This window comes from Brachybacterium sp. AOP3-A1-3, from assembly GCF_052378285.1.
Lineage (GTDB): Bacteria > Actinomycetota > Actinomycetes > Actinomycetales > Dermabacteraceae > Brachybacterium.
The window spans coordinates 153,594-173,181 of record NZ_JBQSXM010000005.1; the positions used below are offsets into that span (position 1 = coordinate 153,594).

Below are 19,588 nucleotides of genomic sequence, written 5' to 3' on the forward strand. Positions count from 1 at the left end.
GCCCGCGACCGGGCAGTCGTCGATATCCGACGCCCCCGTCACCGGCCGCCCATCTGGAAGGGCTTCGCTCCCATGCGACCTCTCGATTCTGATTCTGTTCCGCCCACCGGCTCCACGCACCGCACCGACGATCGAGGCACGGCGCACTCCGTCCGGTCCACGCGGTTCTCCGACTTCCCCGCCCCCCAGGGCCTCTACCACCCCGACAGCGAGGCCGACTCCTGCGGTGTCGCGATGATCGCCACCCTGCGCGGTCGCCCCGGGCACGACATCGTCGAGCACGCGCTCACGGCGCTGCGCAACCTCGAGCACCGCGGTGCGGTCGGCGCCGAGGAGGACACCGGCGACGGCACCGGCATCATGGTGCAGCTGCCCGATGCCTTCCTCCGCGAGGTCGTCGGGTTCGAGCTGCCGCCCCTCGGCGCCTACGCGGCCGGAACCGCCTTCCTGCCCCGTGATCCGGCCGGCAGAGCAGAGGCGCTGGAGGCTCTTCGGACGATCAGCGCGGACGAGGGCCTGCAGCTGCTCGGCCTGCGCGAGGTGCCCATCACGGACGGTCTCGTCGGCCCCTCCGCGGAGGCGGTCCGCCCCGACTTCGTGCAGGTCTTCCTCGCCGACGCCGCCGCCGACGCCGGTTCCGACGCCGTTGCCGGGGCACCTGCCGGCGCAGCTGATGCCCCCGATGCGGCCGGAGCGCTCACCGGCCTCGAGCTGGAGCGGGCGGCCTTTGCCGTGCGCCGCCGCGTCGAGCACACCACGGGGGCCTACTTCCCCTCGCTGTCCACGCGGGTGATGGTCTACAAGGGCATGCTCACCCCGGTGCAGCTCGACGAGTTCTACCCGGATCTGCGCGATCCCCGCTTCACCTCCGAGCTCGCGATCGTGCATTCGAGGTTCTCGACGAACACCTTCCCGGCCTGGCCGCTCGCCCATCCCTTCCGGGCGCTCGCCCACAACGGCGAGATCAACACCGTCATCGGCAACCGCAACCGCCTGCGGGCCGCCGAGGGCAGCATGCGCACCGACGCCTTCGGGGCGGACTTCGAGCGGCTGCTGCCGATCAACACCCCCGGAGCGTCCGACTCCGCCGGTCTGGACGAAGCTCTCGAGCTGCTCCACCTCGCGGGGCGATCCCTCCCGCACGCCCTCATGATGCTCATCCCGGAGCCCTGGGAGAACGACGCCACGATGGACCCCGATCTGCGGGCCTTCTACGAGTTCCATGCGGCGCTCCAGGAGCCCTGGGACGGACCCGCTTCGGTGGTGTTCACCGACGGCACCCAGGTCGGCGCGCGACTGGACCGCAACGGACTGCGCCCGCTGCGCTACTGGATCACGGACGACGACCTGGTGATCCTCGGCTCCGAGACCGGGCTGGTCGATGTCCCGCGCAGCTCCCTGGTGCGCACGGGGCGCGTGGCCCCGGGCGAGATCTTCCTGGTGGACCTCGCCGCGGGGGAGATCGTCCCGAGCGATCAGCTCAAGCACGCCATCGCCACCGAGCACCCGTACGGCATCTGGGTGCGCGAGCAGAAGGTGCAGCTGGCTGATCTCCCCTCCCGCGAGCACATCATCCACTCGCGGTCCTCCGTGGTGCGGCGCCAGCAGACCTTCGGCTATACCGAGGAGGAGCTGCGGATCCTGCTCGCCCCGATGGCCGCCAAGGGGGCCGAACCGCTCGGAGCGATGGGCACCGACACCCCGATCGCGGTGCTCTCGGAGCGGCCCCGGCTGCTGTTCGACTACTTCACCCAGATGTTCGCGCAGGTGACCAACCCTCCGCTGGACTCCCTGCGCGAGGAGATCGTGACCTCGCTGGGCGTGGCCATCGGCCAGTCGCGCAACCTGCTCGACGCCACCCCGCAGCACGCCCGCCAGCTCGGGCTGGACTTCCCGATCCTGGACAACGACGAGCTCGCGAAGATCATCGCGGTCGACGCGAACCCTGCCACGGCGGATTTCCACACCGTGCGCCTGCGCGGCCTCTACCCGGTCAGCGGGGGCACTGCTGCGCTCGAGCGCCGCCTGCAGGAGATCTGCGAGGAGGCGGTCGCGGCGATCGACGACGGCGCCACCTTCCTGGTGCTCTCGGACCGCGACGCCAACCAGACGCTCGCGCCGATCCCGTCGCTGCTCCTGACGAGCGCCGTGCAGCACCACCTCGTGCGCACCGGTCGCCGCACCGCGGCCGCGCTGGTCGTCGAGGCCGGCGACGTGCGGGAGGTCCACCACGCCGCCCTGCTGATCGGCTACGGGGCGAGCGCGATCAACCCCTATCTCGCGATGGAAAGCGTCGAGGAGCTCGTGCGCCGCGGGGTGCTCAGCGACATCACCCCCGAGCAGGCCGTCCGCAACCTCAACAAGGCGCTCGGCAAGGGTGTCCTGAAGATCATGTCGAAGATGGGCATCGCCACGGTCGCCTCCTATCGCGGCGCCCAGATCTTCGAGGCCGTGGGCCTCGCGCAGGATCTCGTCGAGACGTGGTTCCCGGGCACGATCAGCCGCATCGGCGGCATCACCCTGGACGTCATCGCGCAGGAGAACGCGGCTCGGCACGCCCTGGCGTACCCGGTCGACGGGCAGCACCCCGCCCACCGCAACCTCCCGGTCGGCGGCGAGTACCAGTGGCGTCGGGAGGGGGAGCCGCACCTGTTCACCCCCGAGGCCGTGTTCCGCCTGCAGCACTCCACGAAGCACCGGCAGTTCGAGGAGTTCCGGAGGTACACCGACGAGGTCGATGACCAGCACGAGCGACTGATGACGATCCGCGGACTGCTGCGCCTGCGCACGGGGGAGCTCGACCCGGTGCCGATCGACGAGGTCGAACCGGTCGAGACCATCACGCGCCGCTTCATGACCGGGGCCATGAGCTACGGCTCGATCTCGCAGGAGGCGCACGAGACCCTCGCGATCGCGATGAACCGCCTGGGCGGCATGTCCAACAGCGGGGAGGGCGGGGAGGATCCCGAGCGCCTGCGCGATCCGGAACGACGCAGCGCGATCAAGCAGATCGCGTCGGGCCGCTTCGGGGTCACCAGCGAGTACCTGACCTTCGCCCGGGACATCCAGATCAAGATCGCCCAGGGGGCGAAGCCGGGCGAGGGCGGGCAGCTGCCCCCGGAGAAGGTGTATCCGTGGATCGCGCGCACCCGCCACTCGACCCCGGGCATCGGCCTGATCTCGCCGCCGCCGCACCACGACATCTACTCGATCGAGGACCTCGCCCAGCTGATCCATGATGCGAAGTCGGCGAACCCGGCGGCCCGCGTGCACGTGAAGCTGGTGTCGCGGTTCGGGGTCGGCACGGTCGCGACAGGAGTCTCCAAGTCCCATGCCGACGTGGTGCTCATCTCCGGGCACGACGGCGGGACCGGGGCGAGCCCGCTGAACTCGCTCAAGCACGCCGGCACCCCCTGGGAGCTCGGCCTGGCGGAGACCCAGCAGACCCTGCTCCTCAACGGTCTGCGCGATCGCATCACCGTGCAGGTAGACGGCCAGATGAAGACGGGACGGGACGTGGTGATCGCCGCGCTGCTGGGGGCGGAGGAGTACGGCTTCGCCTCCGCACCGCTGGTCGTCTCCGGCTGCGTCATGATGCGGGTGTGCCACCTCGACACCTGCCCGGTGGGCGTGGCCACCCAGAACCCCGAGCTGCGCTCACGGTTCACCGGCCGCGCGGAGCACGTGGTGACCTTCTTCCAGTTCGTCGCCCAGCAGGTGCGCGAGCACCTCGCGGCCCTCGGCCTGCGCAGCCTGGACGAGGCGGTCGGGCGCAGCGACCTCCTGGCACTGCGCGAGGACGCCCGCAGCGGGTCGGCCCTCGGCGCGGCCAAGCGGGAAGGGCTCGACCTGGGAGCGATCCTCGCGCCGCCCACCATCCATCCGGGCGACCATCCGCGGCGCCGCCGCGGACAGGACCATCAGCTCGAGCGCGCCGCGGATCACCCGTGGATCTCCCGGGCCGCGGCTGTCATCGACGGGCAGGCCTCCTCGGTGCGGATCGCCGACACGATCCGCAACGTCCAGCGCAGCACCGGCACCCTGCTGGGGCACGAGGTCACCCGCCGGACCGGGGGAGACGGCCTGGCCGACGACTCGATCGTGCTGGACCTCGAGGGGACCGGAGGGCAGTCCTTCGGGGCGTTCCTGCCCCGCGGGATCAGCATGCACTTGACCGGGGACGTCAACGACTACGTGGGCAAGGGGCTCTCCGGCGGCGTGATCGCCGTGGGGCACGGCGCCGCCACGGAGCCGTCGCTCACCTCGGCCGTGATCGCCGGCAACACCTGTGCCTACGGCGCCACCAGCGGCCGGCTCCTGCTCGCCGGCGCGGCGGGGGAGCGCTTCGGGGTGCGCAACTCCGGGGCGACGCTCGTCGTCGAGGGGATCGGCGACCACGGGGCGGAGTACATGACCGGCGGCGCCGTGATCGTGCTGGGCCCGACGGGACGCAACCTCGGCGCGGGGATGAGCGGGGGCACCCTGTTCATCCTCGACCTCGACCCGGCGGCGCTGAACGCCCAGGACGCCACCACCTTCGAGATCACCGCGGTGCGCGAGGACCACCGGTCCTTCGTGCTCGACGCGATCGCCGAGCATGCCCGGCGCACCGGGTCCGACCGGGCCGCCGCACTGCTCGCCGACCCCGAGGAGCTCCTCGGCCGGCTCACGGAGATCGCGCCCCGCGCCTTCCTCCGCATCACCGGGCTCCGCGAGGACGCCCTGGCCCAGGGGATCGACCCCGATTCGAACGATGTCTGGAACGAGATCATGGAGAGCACTCATGGCTGATCCTCGCGGATTCCTGCGGAACCGAGATCGGGAGCTGCCGGCCCGACGTCCCGTGCCGGTGCGGCTGATGGACTGGCGGGAGGTGTACGAGGCCCGCGAGAAGGGCACGCTGAACGTCGTGTCCCGCCAGGCGGGCCGTTGCATGAACTGCGGCATCCCGTTCTGTCACCAGGGCTGCCCGCTGGGGAACCTGATCCCCGAATGGAACGACCTCGTCTATCGCGATGACTGGCAGGAGGCGGCCGAGAGGCTCCACGCGACCAACAACTTCCCGGAGTTCACCGGCCGTGCCTGCCCGGCACCGTGCGAGTCGAGCTGCGTGCTGGGCATCAACCAGCCGCCGGTGACGATCAAGAACATCGAGGTCTCGATCATCGACCGAGCCTTCGAGGAGGGGTGGGTCGAGCCCGTCGAGGCTGCTCGGCAGACGGGTCGCGCCGTCGCCGTCGTGGGCTCGGGCCCGGCTGGGCTGGCCGCGGCCCAGCAGCTCACCCGGGCGGGCCACTCCGTGGTCGTGCTCGAGCGGGACGATCGCCTGGGCGGGCTCCTGCGCTACGGGATCCCGGAGTTCAAGCTCGAGAAGCGCCATGTGGACCGTCGGCTGCAGCAGATGCGCGCCGAGGGCACGCGGTTCCGCACGGGCGTCGACGTCGGCGGCACGGGGACGGGCGCGCTGTCCGTCGACGCCCTGCGGTCACGCTTCGACGCGGTCGTCCTCGCGACCGGCGCGGGCACGCCCCGGGAGCTCGCCGTCCCCGGTCGTGAGGCGAGCGGCATCCACCCCGCCATGGAGTACCTGACCCAGGCCAACCGCCTGGTCGAGGGGGACTGGGTGGAGGACGGCATCTCCGCCGAGGGCAAGGACGTCGTGATCATCGGCGGCGGCGATACCGGTGCCGACTGCCTGGGCACGGCGCTGCGCCAGGGAGCGCGGTCGGTCACGACCCTCGCGATCGGCACCCAGCCGCCGGCCGAGCGCAACGAGGACCAGCCGTGGCCCACCCATCCGGTGCTGTTCGAGGTGTCCGCCGCTCATGAGGAGGGCGGGGATCGCTCGTACCTCGCCTCGACGACCGGTTTCGAGGTCGACGAGGAGGGCGCTGTGACGGGTCTGCAGGTGGCTCGGACGCAGTTCCGCGACGGGAAGCGGGTCCCGACCCCGGGCACCGGGACCGTGCTGCCGGCGACCCTCGTGCTCCTGGCACTGGGATTCACCGGGACCGAGGAGGACGGACTGCTATCCTCCCTCGGGGTGGACATGACCGCGCGGGGAACCATCGTGCACGATGCCGACTGGGCCACGACGGCACCGAACGTCTACACCGCGGGGGACTGCGCCCGAGGTCAGAGCCTGATCGTCTGGGCGATCGCCGAAGGGCGAGCCTGCGCGGCGGCGGTCGATCGGGCCCTGATGGGCACGTCCTCCCTGCCCGCGCCGGTGAGCCCCGGAGAGAAGTCCGTCACGGTGTGAAACACTAGGGGGACCACGCGACGCTGCGGCCAGTACGGCGAGCACTTCGTGATGCCCGCCGGAGGGCCGCGGCCCTTATTCGAACTACTGATGGGTTGACATGCGCAAAGCGAAGATCGTCTGCACACTCGGTCCGGCGACCAACACCTACGACCAGATCCGGACCCTGATCGAATCCGGGATGAACGTGGCGAGGATGAACCTCAGCCACGGCTCCTACGACGATCACGAGCAGGTCTACGCGAACATCCGCAAGGCCGCCGAGGACCTCGGGCGCAACGTCGCCGTCCTCGTCGATCTCCAGGGCCCGAAGATCCGCCTCGGCAAGTTCGAGAGCGGCCCGCACCAGCTCGAGGTCGGCGACACCTTCGTCATCACGACGGACGACATCGTCGGCACCAAGGAGCGCGTCTCCACCACGTTCAAGGGCCTCCCCGGCGACTGCCGCCCCGGCGACTCCCTGCTGATCGACGACGGCAAGGTGTCCGTGCGCGTCACCGACGTCACCGCGACGGACGTGACCACGGTCGTCGAGGTCCCCGGACCGGTCTCGAACAACAAGGGCATCAACCTCCCCGGCGTCGCGGTCTCCATCCCCGCGATGAGCGAGAAGGACATCGCCGATCTCCGCTGGGGCCTGAAGCTCGGGGCCGACGTCATCGCCCTGTCCTTCGTGCGCGACGCCCATGACATGGACGACGTGCTGCGCATCATGCAGGAGGAGGGCCGCCGGGTCCCCGTCATCGCCAAGATCGAGAAGCCGCAGGCCGTGCGTGCCCTGCGCTCCATCGTCGGCGCCTTCGACGGCATCATGGTCGCCCGTGGCGACCTCGGCGTCGAGCTGCCCCTGGAGCAGGTCCCGCTGGTGCAGAAGCGCGCCATCGAGCTCGCCCGCCGCAACGCGAAGCCGGTCATCGTGGCCACCCAGGTCCTCGAGTCGATGATCACCAGCCCGCGCCCCACCCGCGCCGAGGCCTCCGACTGCGCCAACGCGATCCTCGACGGCGCCGATGCGGTCATGCTCTCCGGCGAGACCAGCGTGGGCGCCTATCCCTTCGAGGCTGTCCGCACGATGGCCCGCATCATCATCAACACCGAGGAGAACGGCGCCGACCGCATCCTCCCGCTGGGCACCATCCCCCACACCCGCGGCGGTGCGATCACCCGTGCGGCCGCTGAGATCGGCGATCAGCTCTCCGCGCAGTACCTGGTGACCTTCACCGAGTCCGGCGACACCGCGCGTCGGCTCTCCCGTCTGCGCCCGACGATCCCCCTGCTGGCGATGACCCCGTACCCCGAGGTCGCCCGCCAGCTGTCGCTGACCTGGGGCATCGAGGCGCACCTGGTGCCCATGCAGAAGGACTCCGATCAGATGGTCGCCGAGGCCGACGCGATGCTCCGCGAGAGCAAGGGCCTGCAGAAGAACGACCTCGTCGTGATCGCCGCCGGTTCCCCTCCCGGAGTCCACGGCTCGACCAACACGCTGCGCGTGCACCGCATCGGTGACCTCGACGGCACCGAGTCCGCTCGGATCGAGGCCGACCGCATCGCGGCCGGTCCCGAGAACTGAGACGCACCGCCTGAGAACGGCGCCCCTCGGCCTGTCGGCCGAGGGGCGCCGTTCTCATGGGCAGGCGCTGCGCGCTGATGAGCGGTCCGCTGTGAGGTGGGTGGGTCATCGGCGCGCCCTGACTGCGGCGACGCTCGCCTCGGGGCGCAGGTCGAGGCGTCGCAGGAGCTGGGCGTTCACGGCGACGACCACGGTGGACAGGGACATGAGGATCGCCCCGACGGACATCGGGAGGACGAACCCGATGGGGGCGAGGATCCCCGCCGCGAGCGGCACGGACAGCAGGTTGTATCCGGCAGCCCACCAGAGGTTCTGCGTCATCTTCCGGTACGCGGCGCGGGAGAGCTCGATGACGGAGAGGACCGAGCGCGGATCAGAGCTCGCGAGCACGACCCCCGCGGACGCGATGGCGACATCGGTGCCCGCACCGATGGCGATGCCGACGTCGGCCTGTGCCAGGCCGGGGGCGTCGTTGACGCCGTCACCGACCATCGCGACCTTCTTGCCCTCTTCCTGGAGCTGAGCCACCGTCGAGGACTTGTCCTCGGGGCGCACCCCCGCGATGACGCGGTCGATGCCGAGTTCGCGGCCGACGCTGTTCGCGACCGGCTCCGCGTCACCGGTGATCATGATGACCTCGACATCCAGGGCGTGCAGCGCATCGATCGCCTCGCGAGACTCCGGGCGGATCTCGTCGTGGAGGGTGAGGCCGCCGATCACCTCGCCGTCGCGGAGGACGTGGAGGATGATCGCGCCCTGCTGGCGCCAGGCCTCTGCCTCGGGGATCTCGCTCGTGCCGGTCTCCTCGAGCAGGCGGGGACCGCCGACGCGGATCTCGTGCCCGTCGACATGGGCGCTCACTCCGAGCCCTGGGGTGGAGCCGAGATCGGAGCCCGCGAGAATCCGGACCTGGTCCGACTGAGCCCTGGCCACGATCGCACGGGCGAGCGGGTGCTCGCTCTCCGCCTCGGCGGCGGCTGCGAGAGCCAGCACCTCGGACTCCTCCGCGCCCCGGCCGACGATCTCGGCGAGGACGGGCTCGCCCCTGGTCAGGGTGCCGGTCTTGTCGAACAGGACGGCGTCGACGGTGCGCATCGCTTCCAGCGCCAGGCGGTCCTTCACCAGGACGCCGCCGCGGGCGGCCCGCTCCGTCGCGATCGAGACGACCAGCGGGATCGCGAGCCCCAGCGCATGGGGGCAGGCGATGACCAGGACGGTCACCGTGCGGACCACGGCCTCGTCGGGCATCCCGAGCAAGGACCACGTGATCGCGGTGATCACGGCGGCTCCGAGGGCGAACCAGAACAGCCACGCCGACGCCTTGTCGGCGATGCGCTGGGCCCGGGAGGAGGAGTTCTGCGCATCGGTCACCAGGCGCTGGATACCGGCGAGGGCGGTCTCATCGCCCGTGGCGGTGACCTCGATGCGGAGGCTGGAGTCGGTGGCGACGGTGCCTGCCACGACAGAATCTCCGGTCGATCGCGTCATGGGACGGGATTCGCCGGTGACCATGGACTCGTCCATATCGGCACGGCCCTCACGGATCGTGCCGTCGGCCGGGACGCTCGCCCCGGGCCGCACGAGAACCAGGTTCCCGCGCTGCAGCTCGGCAGGGGAGACGCTCACGATCTCCTCCCCATCGATCCGCTCGGCCATGTCCGGGAGCAGTGCGGCCAGGGAGTCGAGCGCGGACGTCGTCTGGGCGAGGGAACGCATCTCGACCCAGTGCCCCAGCAGCATGATCACGACCAGCAGGGCGAGCTCCCACCAGAACTCCAGCTGGTGATCGAGGAATCCGAGGGTGGCGCCCCAGGAGGAGATGAATGCGACCGTGATCGCGAGCCCGATCAGAAGCATCATCCCGGGCTGGCGGGAACGGATCTCCGAGACCGCCCCGGTGAGGAACGGGCGCCCGCCCCAGATGTACATGACGGTCCCGAGGACCGGGGCGATCAGCATCGCGCCAGGAAGATCAGGAACGCCGTACCCGAGCAGCATCGCGAACATCGGGGAGAAGATGACGACCGGAACCGCGATGATCAGGTTGATCCAGAACAGCCGCCGGAACTGTGCGACGTGGTCACCATGGCCGGCGTGGCCGCCATGTCCCGAATGCTCCTCGGGCTCCGAATGCTCCTCGTGCTCCGAATGATCGGCGTGCGATCCATGCGATCCGTGGTCGAGAGGCGCCTGAGCGGCGTCGTGCTCAGCGGCATCGGCGTGCGTGGGCACAGACCCGGCGGAAGGACGCGGGTGCTGCTTGTCAGCTTCTCCGTCGGCGTGGCGGTGGAGATCGTGATCAGCGTTCATAGTCGACACCGTATACCCATGGGGGGTATATTTCCAGGGCTGATCTTCCGCTGTGCGCGTGCACGTCGTTCGTCCAGCCGCTCACCGATCGACAGGGCGTGCTCGTCGAGGAAGCTCGAGGGGAACCTCAAGATCTGCTCCAGATCCTCCGCGAGAGCCACTGCAGCCCCATGGCATCCAGGAACGGCGACCAGACTGGGACGCATGAGGAGTGGAGCGGATCGAGCGGCGGCGATGGTTCTCGTCGTCGAGGACGAAGCAGCGCTGTCGGATGTGGTGCAGGCATATCTCACCAGGGCCGGCTATGCCACGACGACTGCGCGAAGCGGTCCGGAGGCGGTGGGGCTGGCCCGCACGATGTCGCCGGACGTGATCATCCTCGATCTCGGCTTGCCGGGTCTCGACGGCCTGGAGGTGATGCGGAGGATCCGTGCCTTCTCCGACTGCTATGTGCTGATCACGACCGCGCGAACAGAGGAAGTGGATCGACTGGTCGGTCTGTCTGTGGGGGCGGACGATTACCTCACCAAACCGTTCAGCGTGCGCGAGCTCGTCGCCCGGGTGCAGGCCGTGCTGCGCCGACCGCGCGCCGTCCCCGGGGCCGCGTCGACGAGCACGGTGCGGAGGTTCGGGGCGCTCGAGATCGACACGACGGCGCAGGAGGTGCGGCTGGCAGAAGCTCCGGTCCCGCTGACCCCGACCGAGAGGGGGCTCCTGATGACGTTGGCGCACCGTCCGGGCCAGGCCTTCAGCCGTGGACAGCTGCTGGAGCTCGTCTGGGGCGACAGGTGGAACGGCGACGATCATCTCGTCGATGTGCACATCGCCAATCTCCGTCGGAAGCTGGGTGAGTCGGCCGAGTCCCCGCGATTCGTCACTACGGTGCGCGGCATCGGGTATCGGATGGGGAAGGGGTGAGGTCGTGACCATGTTGGGTTCCCCAGCTCGGCGTCCTTCCCGGGGAAAGAGCTTGGCGTCACGACTCATGGTCGGCCAGATCATGGTGCTGCTCGCCGGCGCGCTCACCATCACCGTCCTGACGGTGATCATCGGGCCCGCGGCCTTCCACCACCACCTCCTCCAGACCGACCTTCCCATGGGGGACACCGATCTCGTCCACATCGAACGTGCCCACCGCGACGCCCTTGCCCTCGCCCTCGGCGTCGGGCTGGTGGTCTCGCTCCTGGCTGCCGGGCTCGTCACCTGGAACCTGACGCGACGCCTCCGCGTGACGCTCCACGGCCTCACGTCGGCTGTGGACGAACTCTCCCGCGGCCACTACTCCACCCGGGTTCCCGTCATCGGCGACGGGACCGAGCTGGACTCTCTGGCGGCGACGCTCAGCGACATGGCGGCCCGGCTCGATGTCGTCGAAGAGACCCGGCGCCAGCTGCTCTCCGACCTCGCCCACGAGCTTCGCACTCCCATCGCCACCCTGTCTGCGCACCATGAGGCTCTGGCCGACGGCGTCATCGATCCCGACTCGGTGATGCCCATCCTCGCGAGCCAGACCGTGCGGCTGTCGCGGCTGGCCGCCGACATCAGCGAGGTGTCCCGGGCGGAAGAGGGTCAGCTCCTGGTGGAGCCACGACCCCTCGTCGCCCATGACCTGCTGGCCTCGGTGCTCCGAGAATGGCAGGAGCGTTTCGAGGGCGCAGAGGTGGCGCTGCGCCTCGACACGACGACGGGTCGATCGCCGGTGATCCACGCAGACCCGGATCGTCTCGCCCAGGTGCTCGGAAATCTGCTGAGCAATGCGCTCCGGCACACCGCCTCCGGAGCCGCCGTCACGGTCTCGGCAGCGGCGCACGGCAGGACGGTGGAGATCGCGGTGGCGGATGAGGGGGAGGGGTTCGCCGCGGAGGACAGGTCCCGGTTGTTCGAACGCTTCTTCCGCGCCGACAGCGCTCGCACCCGCGAGAACTCCGGGTCAGGTATCGGTCTGACGATCAGCCGTGCCCTGGTCGATGCGCACGGCGGGACCATGACGGCGACGAGCGAAGGTCCCGGACGAGGAGCCTGCTTCACCATCAGCCTTCCTCAGCTGACCGCTGACCGCTGACAGCTGACCGCTGACCGCTAGCTCCGCCGCCCTGGGCCGCCAGGAACGGGCGGTCGTGGTGAGCCGCCGCGTCCCGCCTCCGTGAGCGCTCTCCGTCCTGCGTTCCTTCACCTCAGCTGAAGACTCGTCAGACAGGTGAGATCGTCCTCCTCCTGAGTCGAGATGGACGCAGTCCCCGACAGATCCTCGACGGTGCACGTGAGCTCCGCGGTGATCCCGCGGGGCAGCCAGATTCCGAGGAACCCGTTGTCTCCCGTCGTGCGGGTGCCATCCTCGAGAGGGTCGCCCGAGCTGTCGTCGACCACGCTCACCGTGACGTCCTGACGACGCAGCTCACCGAGGCACGTCGTCAAGCTGTGATAGGCGCACTCGTGGGTGGAGTCCCTGAAAGGAGCCACCGAGAGGTAGAACTTGTTCTGGGGTAGGGACAGCTCGACCTCCCGCCCCGCAGCGTCGCTGAGCCCGAGTGCGGTCGCCATGACGCTGGCCATCAGGCCCCGTGGTCGCTCGGCAACCGGCAGCGCCTCGAGCTGGTCGATGATCTCCTGGGCATCGGCACCCTCGTATCCGAGGTCGCGGAGCAGCTCCTGATCGCCGCTCACGGGAGCCTGGTCGTCATCCCGAGCCCCGCAGCCGGCCAGGACGAACGGGACCAGACCGATGCCGCCCAGCAGCGACCGGCGGGCAAGGCGCCAGGACGAGCCCGCCGACGGTTCGTGCAGTCTGCGGCGACTCGACATCGTCCTCATCAGGCAGGCTCAATCTCGCTCTCGACGACCCATTTGTGATTCGTCATCATCATCCCGACGGCCTCGTAATCGACCATGTACACGGTCTCCTCGGTGGCACGGTCGATGGTGGCGTCGGCGCCCTTCATGCCCGCCATGTGCTCGGCCGTGATGACCACCTCGCTGCCGTCCGGCAGCGGGGCGTCGCCCGGATTCTCGAGCTCCTCGTGGACGACCCACCTGTGGTCGGTGACTGGATCTCCACCGTCGGTCGGGGTGTAGCTGACCGAATACGTCGTGGTGGTGAAGGCGCCGGAGACCGTCGCCGTTGCGCCCGCCATGCCTTCCATGTGGTCCGCCGTGAGCGTCACCGTCGTGCCGACAGGGAACTCGGGGTCCTCGGCTGGTGCGATCCCCTCGGGTGCGGGCCCGCCGTCCATCGGATGCTCCATGTCTCCATGTCCACCACCGTCGGAGGCTGCCGACGCGTCGGATGTCTGAGCGATGTCAGATCCGCTGTCGGTGCAGCCGGCAAGAGCTGTCCCACCGGTGAGGATGACGGCTGCGAGTCCAACGAAAGAACGGCGAGTCTGCATCATCTCTCCTAGTCAGAGGCTGTTTACGACCAGCCTAGGACCCGCATGTCAAGGCCTCCTCAAGATCAGATCTGGACGTCACGAACACTGTGCGGGACTGACGTTCCGCGCTGTCGTGACTGGAGGCCGAGCCGTTGCACGAGGTCGGACATGATCGTTCTCTCTCCGTGGTCCCGGTGATCCGCGACGGTGCGAGCAGACCGGCACGGACCCTGGTGGGACGCCTCACAGAGAGGGAGGTCGGGAGTGAGTCCGATGGCGGGACGGCGCCGCATCGGGCCGTGACCAGCGGCGCGCTGCCGGCGCAGGGTCTGGTCTGCGCAGGGGATCTGCGCTCACACATCGAGCTCGGAGCGCTCCGATGTGGGCGGTTCTGCACGCATCGCGGCAGGTCATCGGTCACTGAAGGGGTACCGGGTGCGGGACTCGAACCCGCACGCCCAAAGGACAGCGCATTTTGAGTGCGCCGCGTCTACCATTCCGCCAACCCGGCTCGCACCCACGGAGGAGCGCTGGACTAGGATAACGCTGATGACCACCGGCCTCGACCGTGCGGGTGCACAGCACCCCGCGTCAGGCACTTCCCGAGATACAGGGCGACATGACTGACGACACCACCCCCCTTCCCGACGATCAGCAGGACTTCTCCACCGCGGAGGAGGAGACCCCGCGGCGCACAGCCGTCGTGGCCGAGGACGAGAGCCTCATCCGTATGGACATCGTGGAGACCCTCACCGAGGCAGGCTTCGAGGTCGTCGCCGCGGTCGGTGACGGCGAGAGCGCCGTGACCAAGGCCCGAGAGCTGCGACCCGACGTGGTCGTGATGGACGTGAAGATGCCCCAGGTCGACGGCGTGACCGCCGCCGAGCGCATCGGCGAGGACAACCTCGCCCCCGTGGTGATGCTCACGGCGTTCTCGCAGGCCGAGCTCGTCGAGCGCGCCCGCGATGCCGGCGCGATGGCCTACGTCGTCAAGCCCTTCACGCCGGCGGATCTGCTGCCCGCGATCGAGATCGCGATCTCCCGGTTCCAGCAGATCACCCAGCTCGAGTCCGAGATCGCCGACCTCGGTGAGCGTTTCGAGACTCGCAAGCGCGTGGATCGTGCCAAGGGCCTGCTGCAGACCAACATGGGCCTGTCCGAGCCGGAGGCCTTCCGCTGGATCCAGAAGACGTCGATGGATCGCCGCCTCACGATGCGTGAGGTCGCCGACGCCGTCGTCGACCAGCTCGGCGGGTCCGGCAAGGACTGACCGGAGACACCGGTCCGGCGTGGCATATGCCGGACCAGAGGGGATGCGCGGGCTCGATGTCGATCACACGGCGGTCGCTGGTGCGCGGGCTCGCCCCGGCGATCGTCGGTGCCGCGGCAGGTGCCGGTGTGCTGACCTCCTGCAGCCGCGACGCTGATCCCGGCACCTCGGGCGGGGACGCCGGGACGCTCGGCGCTGCGCCGCCCACGCCGGACACGCCGCTCGTCCTCGGATCGATCGGGGCCTCCTACGGCCGGGCCGCGGCCTTCGAGACGCCGATCTCGATCGCGATCACCGAGGCGATGATCGATCTCAACGCCCGCTGGGGCGGCGTTCTCGGCCACGAGGTGACGATGCACCAGCGGCACGTCGCCGCCGCTGCGGGGGAGGACCTCTCCGCGGTGATCGCGACGATGGCCGATGCCGGGGTGAGCGCCGTGATCACCTCCCTGGACGAGGAGTCGCTCGTGGCGGTGATCCCCGCCCTCGTCGACGCGCAGATCGCCGTGATCGATGTCCTCACCTCCGGGATGAGCGTGCGGGAGCCCGAGGTGGCCAGTGCCAACATGCTGATACGGCTCGCACCCGACGACGTCGCGATCGCGACCCTCTACGCCGAGCAGGCGTGGACGTCTGGATCGGACGGGAGCGGGCCTCCCGGCACGGTCGCCTACGTCTCGGAGGACACAGCGCAGGGGCGCAGCCTGGTGGGCGAGCTCACGCGCATCCTGGCCCCTCGGGGCGGGAAGATCCTCACACAGCAGTTCTATCCCGCCGGGGACGCGCCGGACCTCGACGCCGTGATCGAGGCCGTCCTGGCGGAGCCTCCTGCCCTGCTCGTCGTGAACGGCGGTCCGGAGGTGGGACCTCTCCTGTCCGCCCTGCACGACGCCACGCGGGACGGATCGCAGCAGCCCGCCGTGACGATCCCCTCCCGGCTGGGCCCGGCGGCGAGCGTGGACTACTCCGAGGACGCACTGACGCCGGAGTGCCTCGCCTCCGCCACGGGATATCTGCCCGGCGACGCGCTGGACGACACGCACGTCAACATGATGCTCAACGTCGACTCGACCCTGCTGGCCACCGGGTTCGGGTATTCGCAGCAGGCCTACGACGCGGTCCTGCTCGCCGGTCTCGCGGCGGAGGACGCCGTGTCTGTCGGTGGCGTGGACATCGCCGGCTCGCTGGAAAGGGTGCTCTCGGGAACCCAGGAGTGCGCCGAGTTCGGGGACTGCTCGGCGCTGCTCCGCGACGCACGCGCTGCCGGGCAGCGCACCACGATCTCCTTCACCGGGCGGTCCGGCCCGCTCGAGCTGGGCTCGGACAACGATGTCCGGACGGGGAAGATCCGCAGCCGGACCTGGGATGCTGAGAATTCGCTCGACTCGGAGCCGGCCATCGGGTCCGCTCCCACCACGGTGTTCGACACCGGCGGCTGAGGCGCTGGCGGCCGAGGCGCCGCCATCGGGGGTGCGTCAGCGCGGCGGGAGGAGCATCGTCTGGACGGTGATGGTGCTCAGCAGCGTCCCGTCCTCGTCGTGCACGTCCACGAGATAGCTCGCGATCTGCCGTCCCGCGTGCCGGATCGTGCAGGTGGCCGTGACGATCCCGGAACGGGCCGAGCGGTGGTGGAGCGCCGAGACCGAGGTGCCGACCGCCTGGGCGCCGTCGCCGTGGACCTCCCGGGCGTGGACGATCGCGGCGAAGGAGGCGACGGACTCGGCCAGGGCGATCGTCGCGCCGCCGTGCAGGAGTCCTGCCGGCTGCGTGTTCCCCGCCACCGGCATCGTCATGAGACCGCCGTCGGCGGACAGGCTCAGCAGCTCCATCCCGCATCGTTCCACGAGGGTCCCGCGGATCATGGGGGCGATGAGCTCCCGCAGCTCCTCCCCGGACAGCGGGGCGTGGACGGTCTCACTGCGCTCAGGTGCATCACTCATGCCCTGAGGGTGCCACAGGCGGAGCCTTCGGCGCCTCTGGCGGGACCGTCTGCACGGCGGTCGACGGCGCGGCATGCGAGACTTCTCCTCATGAGTGCCAGCGACACCGGTGACCAGCGAATCCTCCTCATCGACGGGCACGCCATGGCGTTCCGCGCGTTCTTCGCGCTGCCTGCCGACGGGTTCAGCGACGGGCGGGGGCAGGCGACCAATGCCGTCTACGGCTTCACGCGGATGATCATCAACGTCGTCGCCTCCGAGAAGCCGACCCATGTGGCCGTCGCCTTTGACCTGCCCGGCGGCACCTTCCGCGACCGCATCTACGACCAGTACAAGGGCGGTCGCGACGAGACCCCGCCCGAGTTCGTGGGCCAGATCGACCTGATCATGCAGGTCCTGGATGCGCTCGGGGTGCGCTGGCTGACGGTCGAGGACTACGAGGCCGACGACATCATCGCCACCCTCGCCCACCGCACCGCGACCGAGGGCGGCGAGGCGCTGATCGTCACGAGCGACCGTGACGCCATCCAGCTGGTGGGGGAGAACGTGACCCTGCTGCAGCCCGTCAAGGGCGTCACCGAGATGCGCCGTATGACTCCCACCGCCATCGAGGAGAAGTACGGGATCCCGCCCGAGCGCTACTCGGACCTCGCCGCGCTCGTCGGGGAGTCGGCGGACAACCTCCCCGGGGTCCCCGGCGTCGGCCCGAAGACCGCCGCGAAGTGGATCGTGCAGTACGGCGACCTGCCCGGGATCATCGCCCACGCCGACGAGATCAAGGGCAAGGCCGGGCAGTCCCTGCGCGACCACATCGCGGACGTCGAGCGCAACCGCCTGATGAACGCCGCCGTCCTCGACCTCGAGCTGCCCACGGACCCCGAGCACTACACCCTGGGCCGCGGCGACGGGACCGCGCTCAACGCGCTCTTCGACGAGCTCGCCTTCGGCCCCACGATCCGCAAGGACGTCCCCGCGGACTTCCTCGCCGGCGGCGTGGACGTGCCCCAGGCGCCCGCTCGCGAGCTGCCCCCGCTGCAGCGTCCCTCCTCCGCCGAGCTCCCCGAGCTGCTGGCCTCCGCCTTCGGCGAGGGCGCCGCGCTCGCGAGCGAGGGGAGCTGGGCGCTCGGGCAGGGAGACCTGCGTCGTCTCGCGCTGGCCACCGATGACGCGCTCGCGGTGCTCACGCTTGCCGACCTCGACGACACTGCGGAGCGCGCCCTCGCCACGTGGCTCGAGGACCCCGAGATCGCCAAGGTCGCGCACGACACCAAGAACCTCTCCCATCAGGCTCGTGGCCGCGGGCTGAGCATCGCCGGCTGGCGCACCGACCTCGCGATCGCGGAGTTCCTGTGCCGCCCCGATCAGCGGCCCACCGACCTCGCCGGGCTGACCCTGCGCCACCTGCAGGAGGACCTCCAGGTGGAGGCCGCCGCGGCCCAGCAGGAGCTGGGTCTCGGGGCCGACGACGACACGGACGCCGAGGCCGAGCAGCTCGGCCTCGCCGCCGATGCGGTGCTGCGACTGGAGCGGCTGCTGCGCACGGAGCTCGAAGAGCACGCCGCGCTGTCCTTGCACGACGACCTCGAGCTGCCGCTGTCCGCCGTGATCGGGGAGCTGGAGGCCACCGGCATCGCAGTCTCCGACGAGGTGCTCGGAGGCCTGGACCAGGAGCATGCGACCAAGCAGACCGAGGTCGCCGAGTCGGCGTTCTCCCACATCGACGGCGATCGCATCAACCTCGGCTCGCCCAAGCAGCTCCAGGAGGTCCTCTACGAGCGCCTGGGCCTCCCCAAGGGCCGTCGGACGAAGACCGGCTACAGCACGAACGCCGAGACCCTCGTGGACCTGTTCGAGAAGACCCAGCACCCCTTCCTCGCGGATCTGCTCGCGCACCGCGACGTGACGAAGATGCGGCAGATCATCGAGACCCTGCGGCGCTTCATCTCCCCGGAGGGGCGCATCCACACCACCTTCCACCAGAACATCGCCGCGACCGGACGGCTCTCCTCGAACAACCCGAACCTGCAGAACATCCCGACCCGCACCGAGGAGGGTCGCCGGATCCGGTCCGCCTTCGTCACGTCCACCGGCTACCGCTCGCTGCTCACCGCCGACTACTCGCAGATCGAGATGCGCATCATGGCGCACCTCTCGGAGGACGCCGGCCTGATCGAGGCGTTCCGCTCGGGAGAGGACCTGCACCGCTTCGTGGCCTCGCGCGTCTTCGACGTCGAGCCGGAGGAGGTCGACGGCGCGATGCGGTCCAAGACCAAGGCCATCAGCTACGGGCTGGCCTACGGGCTGAGCGCCTTCGGCCTTGCCCGCCAGCTGCACATCTCCCAGGGGGAGGCGACCGCCCTGCGCGACGGCTACTTCGAGCGGTTCGGCGGGGTGCAGGACTACCTCCGCGAGAGCGTCGAGAAGGCCCGGTCGACGGGGTACACCGAGACCATCCTCGGTCGCCGCCGCTACCTGCCGGATCTGACCTCCGACAACCGCCAGCGCCGCGAGAACGCCGAGCGGGTAGCGCTGAACTCGCCGATCCAGGGCAGTGCGGCGGACATCATCAAGCTCGCGATGCTCCGGGTCGACGACCTGCTGCGCGCGAAGGAGCTGACCTCGCGGGTCCTGCTCCAGGTCCATGACGAACTGGTGATGGACGTCGCCGAGGGCGAGGAGCAGCAGGTGCGCGAGGCCGTCACCGAGGGCATGGGCTCCGCCTTCGAGCTGTCGGTGCCCCTCGAGGTCGGCATCGGCGTCGGCGCGAACTGGCTCGAGGCCGCACACTGACCCGGGGCCGCCCACTGACACGGGGCCGCCCACCGAGCCGACGGCGGGCCGATGTGCAGGCGGCGGGCCGCAGAGGGA

Annotated in this window: 12 protein-coding genes and 1 tRNA gene; 8 read left to right on the plus strand and 5 right to left on the minus strand. The window is 70.0% G+C overall.

All coding sequences use genetic code 11. The annotated features are described in order from the left end of the window. Positions 1-72 precede the first annotated feature (72 nt). The 3 genes from gltB to pyk all read left to right on the plus strand — a co-directional run bounded on the left by gltB (position 73) and on the right by pyk (position 7,832). Positions 73-4,791, plus strand: coding sequence for a glutamate synthase large subunit (gene gltB, locus ACT3T5_RS09630; RefSeq protein WP_444576591.1), 4,719 nt, complete (start codon positions 73-75; stop codon positions 4,789-4,791). Then, the gene (locus ACT3T5_RS09635) at positions 4,784-6,262 is read left to right on the plus strand and encodes a glutamate synthase subunit beta (protein ID WP_444576592.1); all 1,479 of its coding nucleotides are present in this window, start codon (positions 4,784-4,786) and stop codon (positions 6,260-6,262) included. The genes gltB and ACT3T5_RS09635 overlap by 8 nt, the downstream gene beginning before the upstream one ends. A gap of 100 nt (positions 6,263-6,362) precedes the next feature. Further along, positions 6,363-7,832, plus strand: a complete 1,470-nt coding sequence (gene pyk / locus ACT3T5_RS09640) for a pyruvate kinase (RefSeq protein ID WP_444576593.1) — start codon at positions 6,363-6,365, stop codon at positions 7,830-7,832. A gap of 105 nt (positions 7,833-7,937) precedes the next feature. Here pyk and ACT3T5_RS09645 read toward each other — a convergent pair whose 3' ends face one another. After that, positions 7,938-10,142: a heavy metal translocating P-type ATPase gene (locus ACT3T5_RS09645; protein WP_444576594.1), complete on the minus strand. Its 2,205-nt coding sequence runs from the start codon at positions 10,140-10,142 to the stop codon at positions 7,938-7,940. Between the two features lie 204 nt (positions 10,143-10,346). Here ACT3T5_RS09645 and ACT3T5_RS09650 point away from each other — a divergent pair, with 204 nt between their 5' ends. Both ACT3T5_RS09650 and ACT3T5_RS09655 read left to right on the plus strand, forming a co-directional pair. Continuing rightward, positions 10,347-11,060: a response regulator gene (locus tag ACT3T5_RS09650; RefSeq protein WP_444594253.1), complete on the plus strand. Its 714-nt coding sequence runs from the start codon at positions 10,347-10,349 to the stop codon at positions 11,058-11,060. A gap of 52 nt (positions 11,061-11,112) precedes the next feature. Continuing rightward, entirely contained in the window at positions 11,113-12,204 is a 1,092-nt protein-coding gene (locus ACT3T5_RS09655) for a sensor histidine kinase (RefSeq protein WP_444576596.1), read from the plus strand. A gap of 107 nt (positions 12,205-12,311) precedes the next feature. On the opposite strand, the gene ACT3T5_RS09660 is transcribed toward ACT3T5_RS09655, so the two are convergent. From ACT3T5_RS09660 to ACT3T5_RS09670, 3 genes are all read right to left on the minus strand, one after another. Then, positions 12,312-12,944, minus strand: coding sequence for a CueP family metal-binding protein (locus ACT3T5_RS09660; RefSeq protein WP_444594254.1), 633 nt, complete (start codon positions 12,942-12,944; stop codon positions 12,312-12,314). 8 nt (positions 12,945-12,952) lie between these two features. Beyond that, positions 12,953-13,528: a DUF1541 domain-containing protein gene (locus tag ACT3T5_RS09665; protein WP_444594268.1), complete on the minus strand. Its 576-nt coding sequence runs from the start codon at positions 13,526-13,528 to the stop codon at positions 12,953-12,955. Positions 13,529-13,939: 411 nt separating this feature from the next. Further along, positions 13,940-14,021: transfer RNA gene (locus ACT3T5_RS09670), tRNA-Leu, on the minus strand. Positions 14,022-14,129: 108 nt separating this feature from the next. Between ACT3T5_RS09670 and ACT3T5_RS09675 the strand changes: the two genes are divergently transcribed. After that, positions 14,130-14,780 carry an ANTAR domain-containing response regulator gene (locus ACT3T5_RS09675; protein WP_444576597.1) on the plus strand — a complete coding sequence of 217 codons (651 nt, stop codon included), beginning with the start codon at positions 14,130-14,132 and terminating at the stop codon, positions 14,778-14,780. A 56-nt stretch (positions 14,781-14,836) separates the two neighbouring features. Further along, positions 14,837-16,219 carry an ABC transporter substrate-binding protein gene (locus ACT3T5_RS09680; protein ID WP_444594255.1) on the plus strand — a complete coding sequence of 461 codons (1,383 nt, stop codon included), beginning with the start codon at positions 14,837-14,839 and terminating at the stop codon, positions 16,217-16,219. 36 nt (positions 16,220-16,255) lie between these two features. On the opposite strand, the gene ACT3T5_RS09685 is transcribed toward ACT3T5_RS09680, so the two are convergent. Further along, positions 16,256-16,720, minus strand: a complete 465-nt coding sequence (locus ACT3T5_RS09685; RefSeq protein ID WP_444576599.1) for a PaaI family thioesterase — start codon at positions 16,718-16,720, stop codon at positions 16,256-16,258. A 90-nt stretch (positions 16,721-16,810) separates the two neighbouring features. On the opposite strand from ACT3T5_RS09685, the gene polA reads away from it, so the two are divergent. Beyond that, positions 16,811-19,510, plus strand: coding sequence for a DNA polymerase I (polA, locus tag ACT3T5_RS09690; protein ID WP_444594256.1), 2,700 nt, complete (start codon positions 16,811-16,813; stop codon positions 19,508-19,510). Positions 19,511-19,588: the final 78 nt, after the last annotated feature.

Coding starts and splice junctions, on each gene's coding strand:
- gltB (WP_444576591.1), top strand. CDS start 73: ATGCGACCTCTCGATTCTGATTCTGTTCCGCCCACCGGCTCCACGCAC.
- ACT3T5_RS09675 (WP_444576597.1), top strand. CDS start 14,130: ATGACTGACGACACCACCCCCCTTCCCGACGATCAGCAGGACTTCTCC.
- ACT3T5_RS09685 (WP_444576599.1), bottom strand. CDS start 16,720: ATGAGTGATGCACCTGAGCGCAGTGAGACCGTCCACGCCCCGCTGTCC.
- ACT3T5_RS09680 (WP_444594255.1), top strand. CDS start 14,837: ATGTCGATCACACGGCGGTCGCTGGTGCGCGGGCTCGCCCCGGCGATC.
- ACT3T5_RS09650 (WP_444594253.1), top strand. CDS start 10,347: ATGAGGAGTGGAGCGGATCGAGCGGCGGCGATGGTTCTCGTCGTCGAG.
- pyk (WP_444576593.1), top strand. CDS start 6,363: ATGCGCAAAGCGAAGATCGTCTGCACACTCGGTCCGGCGACCAACACC.
- ACT3T5_RS09665 (WP_444594268.1), bottom strand. CDS start 13,528: ATGCAGACTCGCCGTTCTTTCGTTGGACTCGCAGCCGTCATCCTCACC.
- ACT3T5_RS09635 (WP_444576592.1), top strand. CDS start 4,784: ATGGCTGATCCTCGCGGATTCCTGCGGAACCGAGATCGGGAGCTGCCG.
- ACT3T5_RS09645 (WP_444576594.1), bottom strand. CDS start 10,142: ATGAACGCTGATCACGATCTCCACCGCCACGCCGACGGAGAAGCTGAC.
- ACT3T5_RS09660 (WP_444594254.1), bottom strand. CDS start 12,944: ATGTCGAGTCGCCGCAGACTGCACGAACCGTCGGCGGGCTCGTCCTGG.
- polA (WP_444594256.1), top strand. CDS start 16,811: ATGAGTGCCAGCGACACCGGTGACCAGCGAATCCTCCTCATCGACGGG.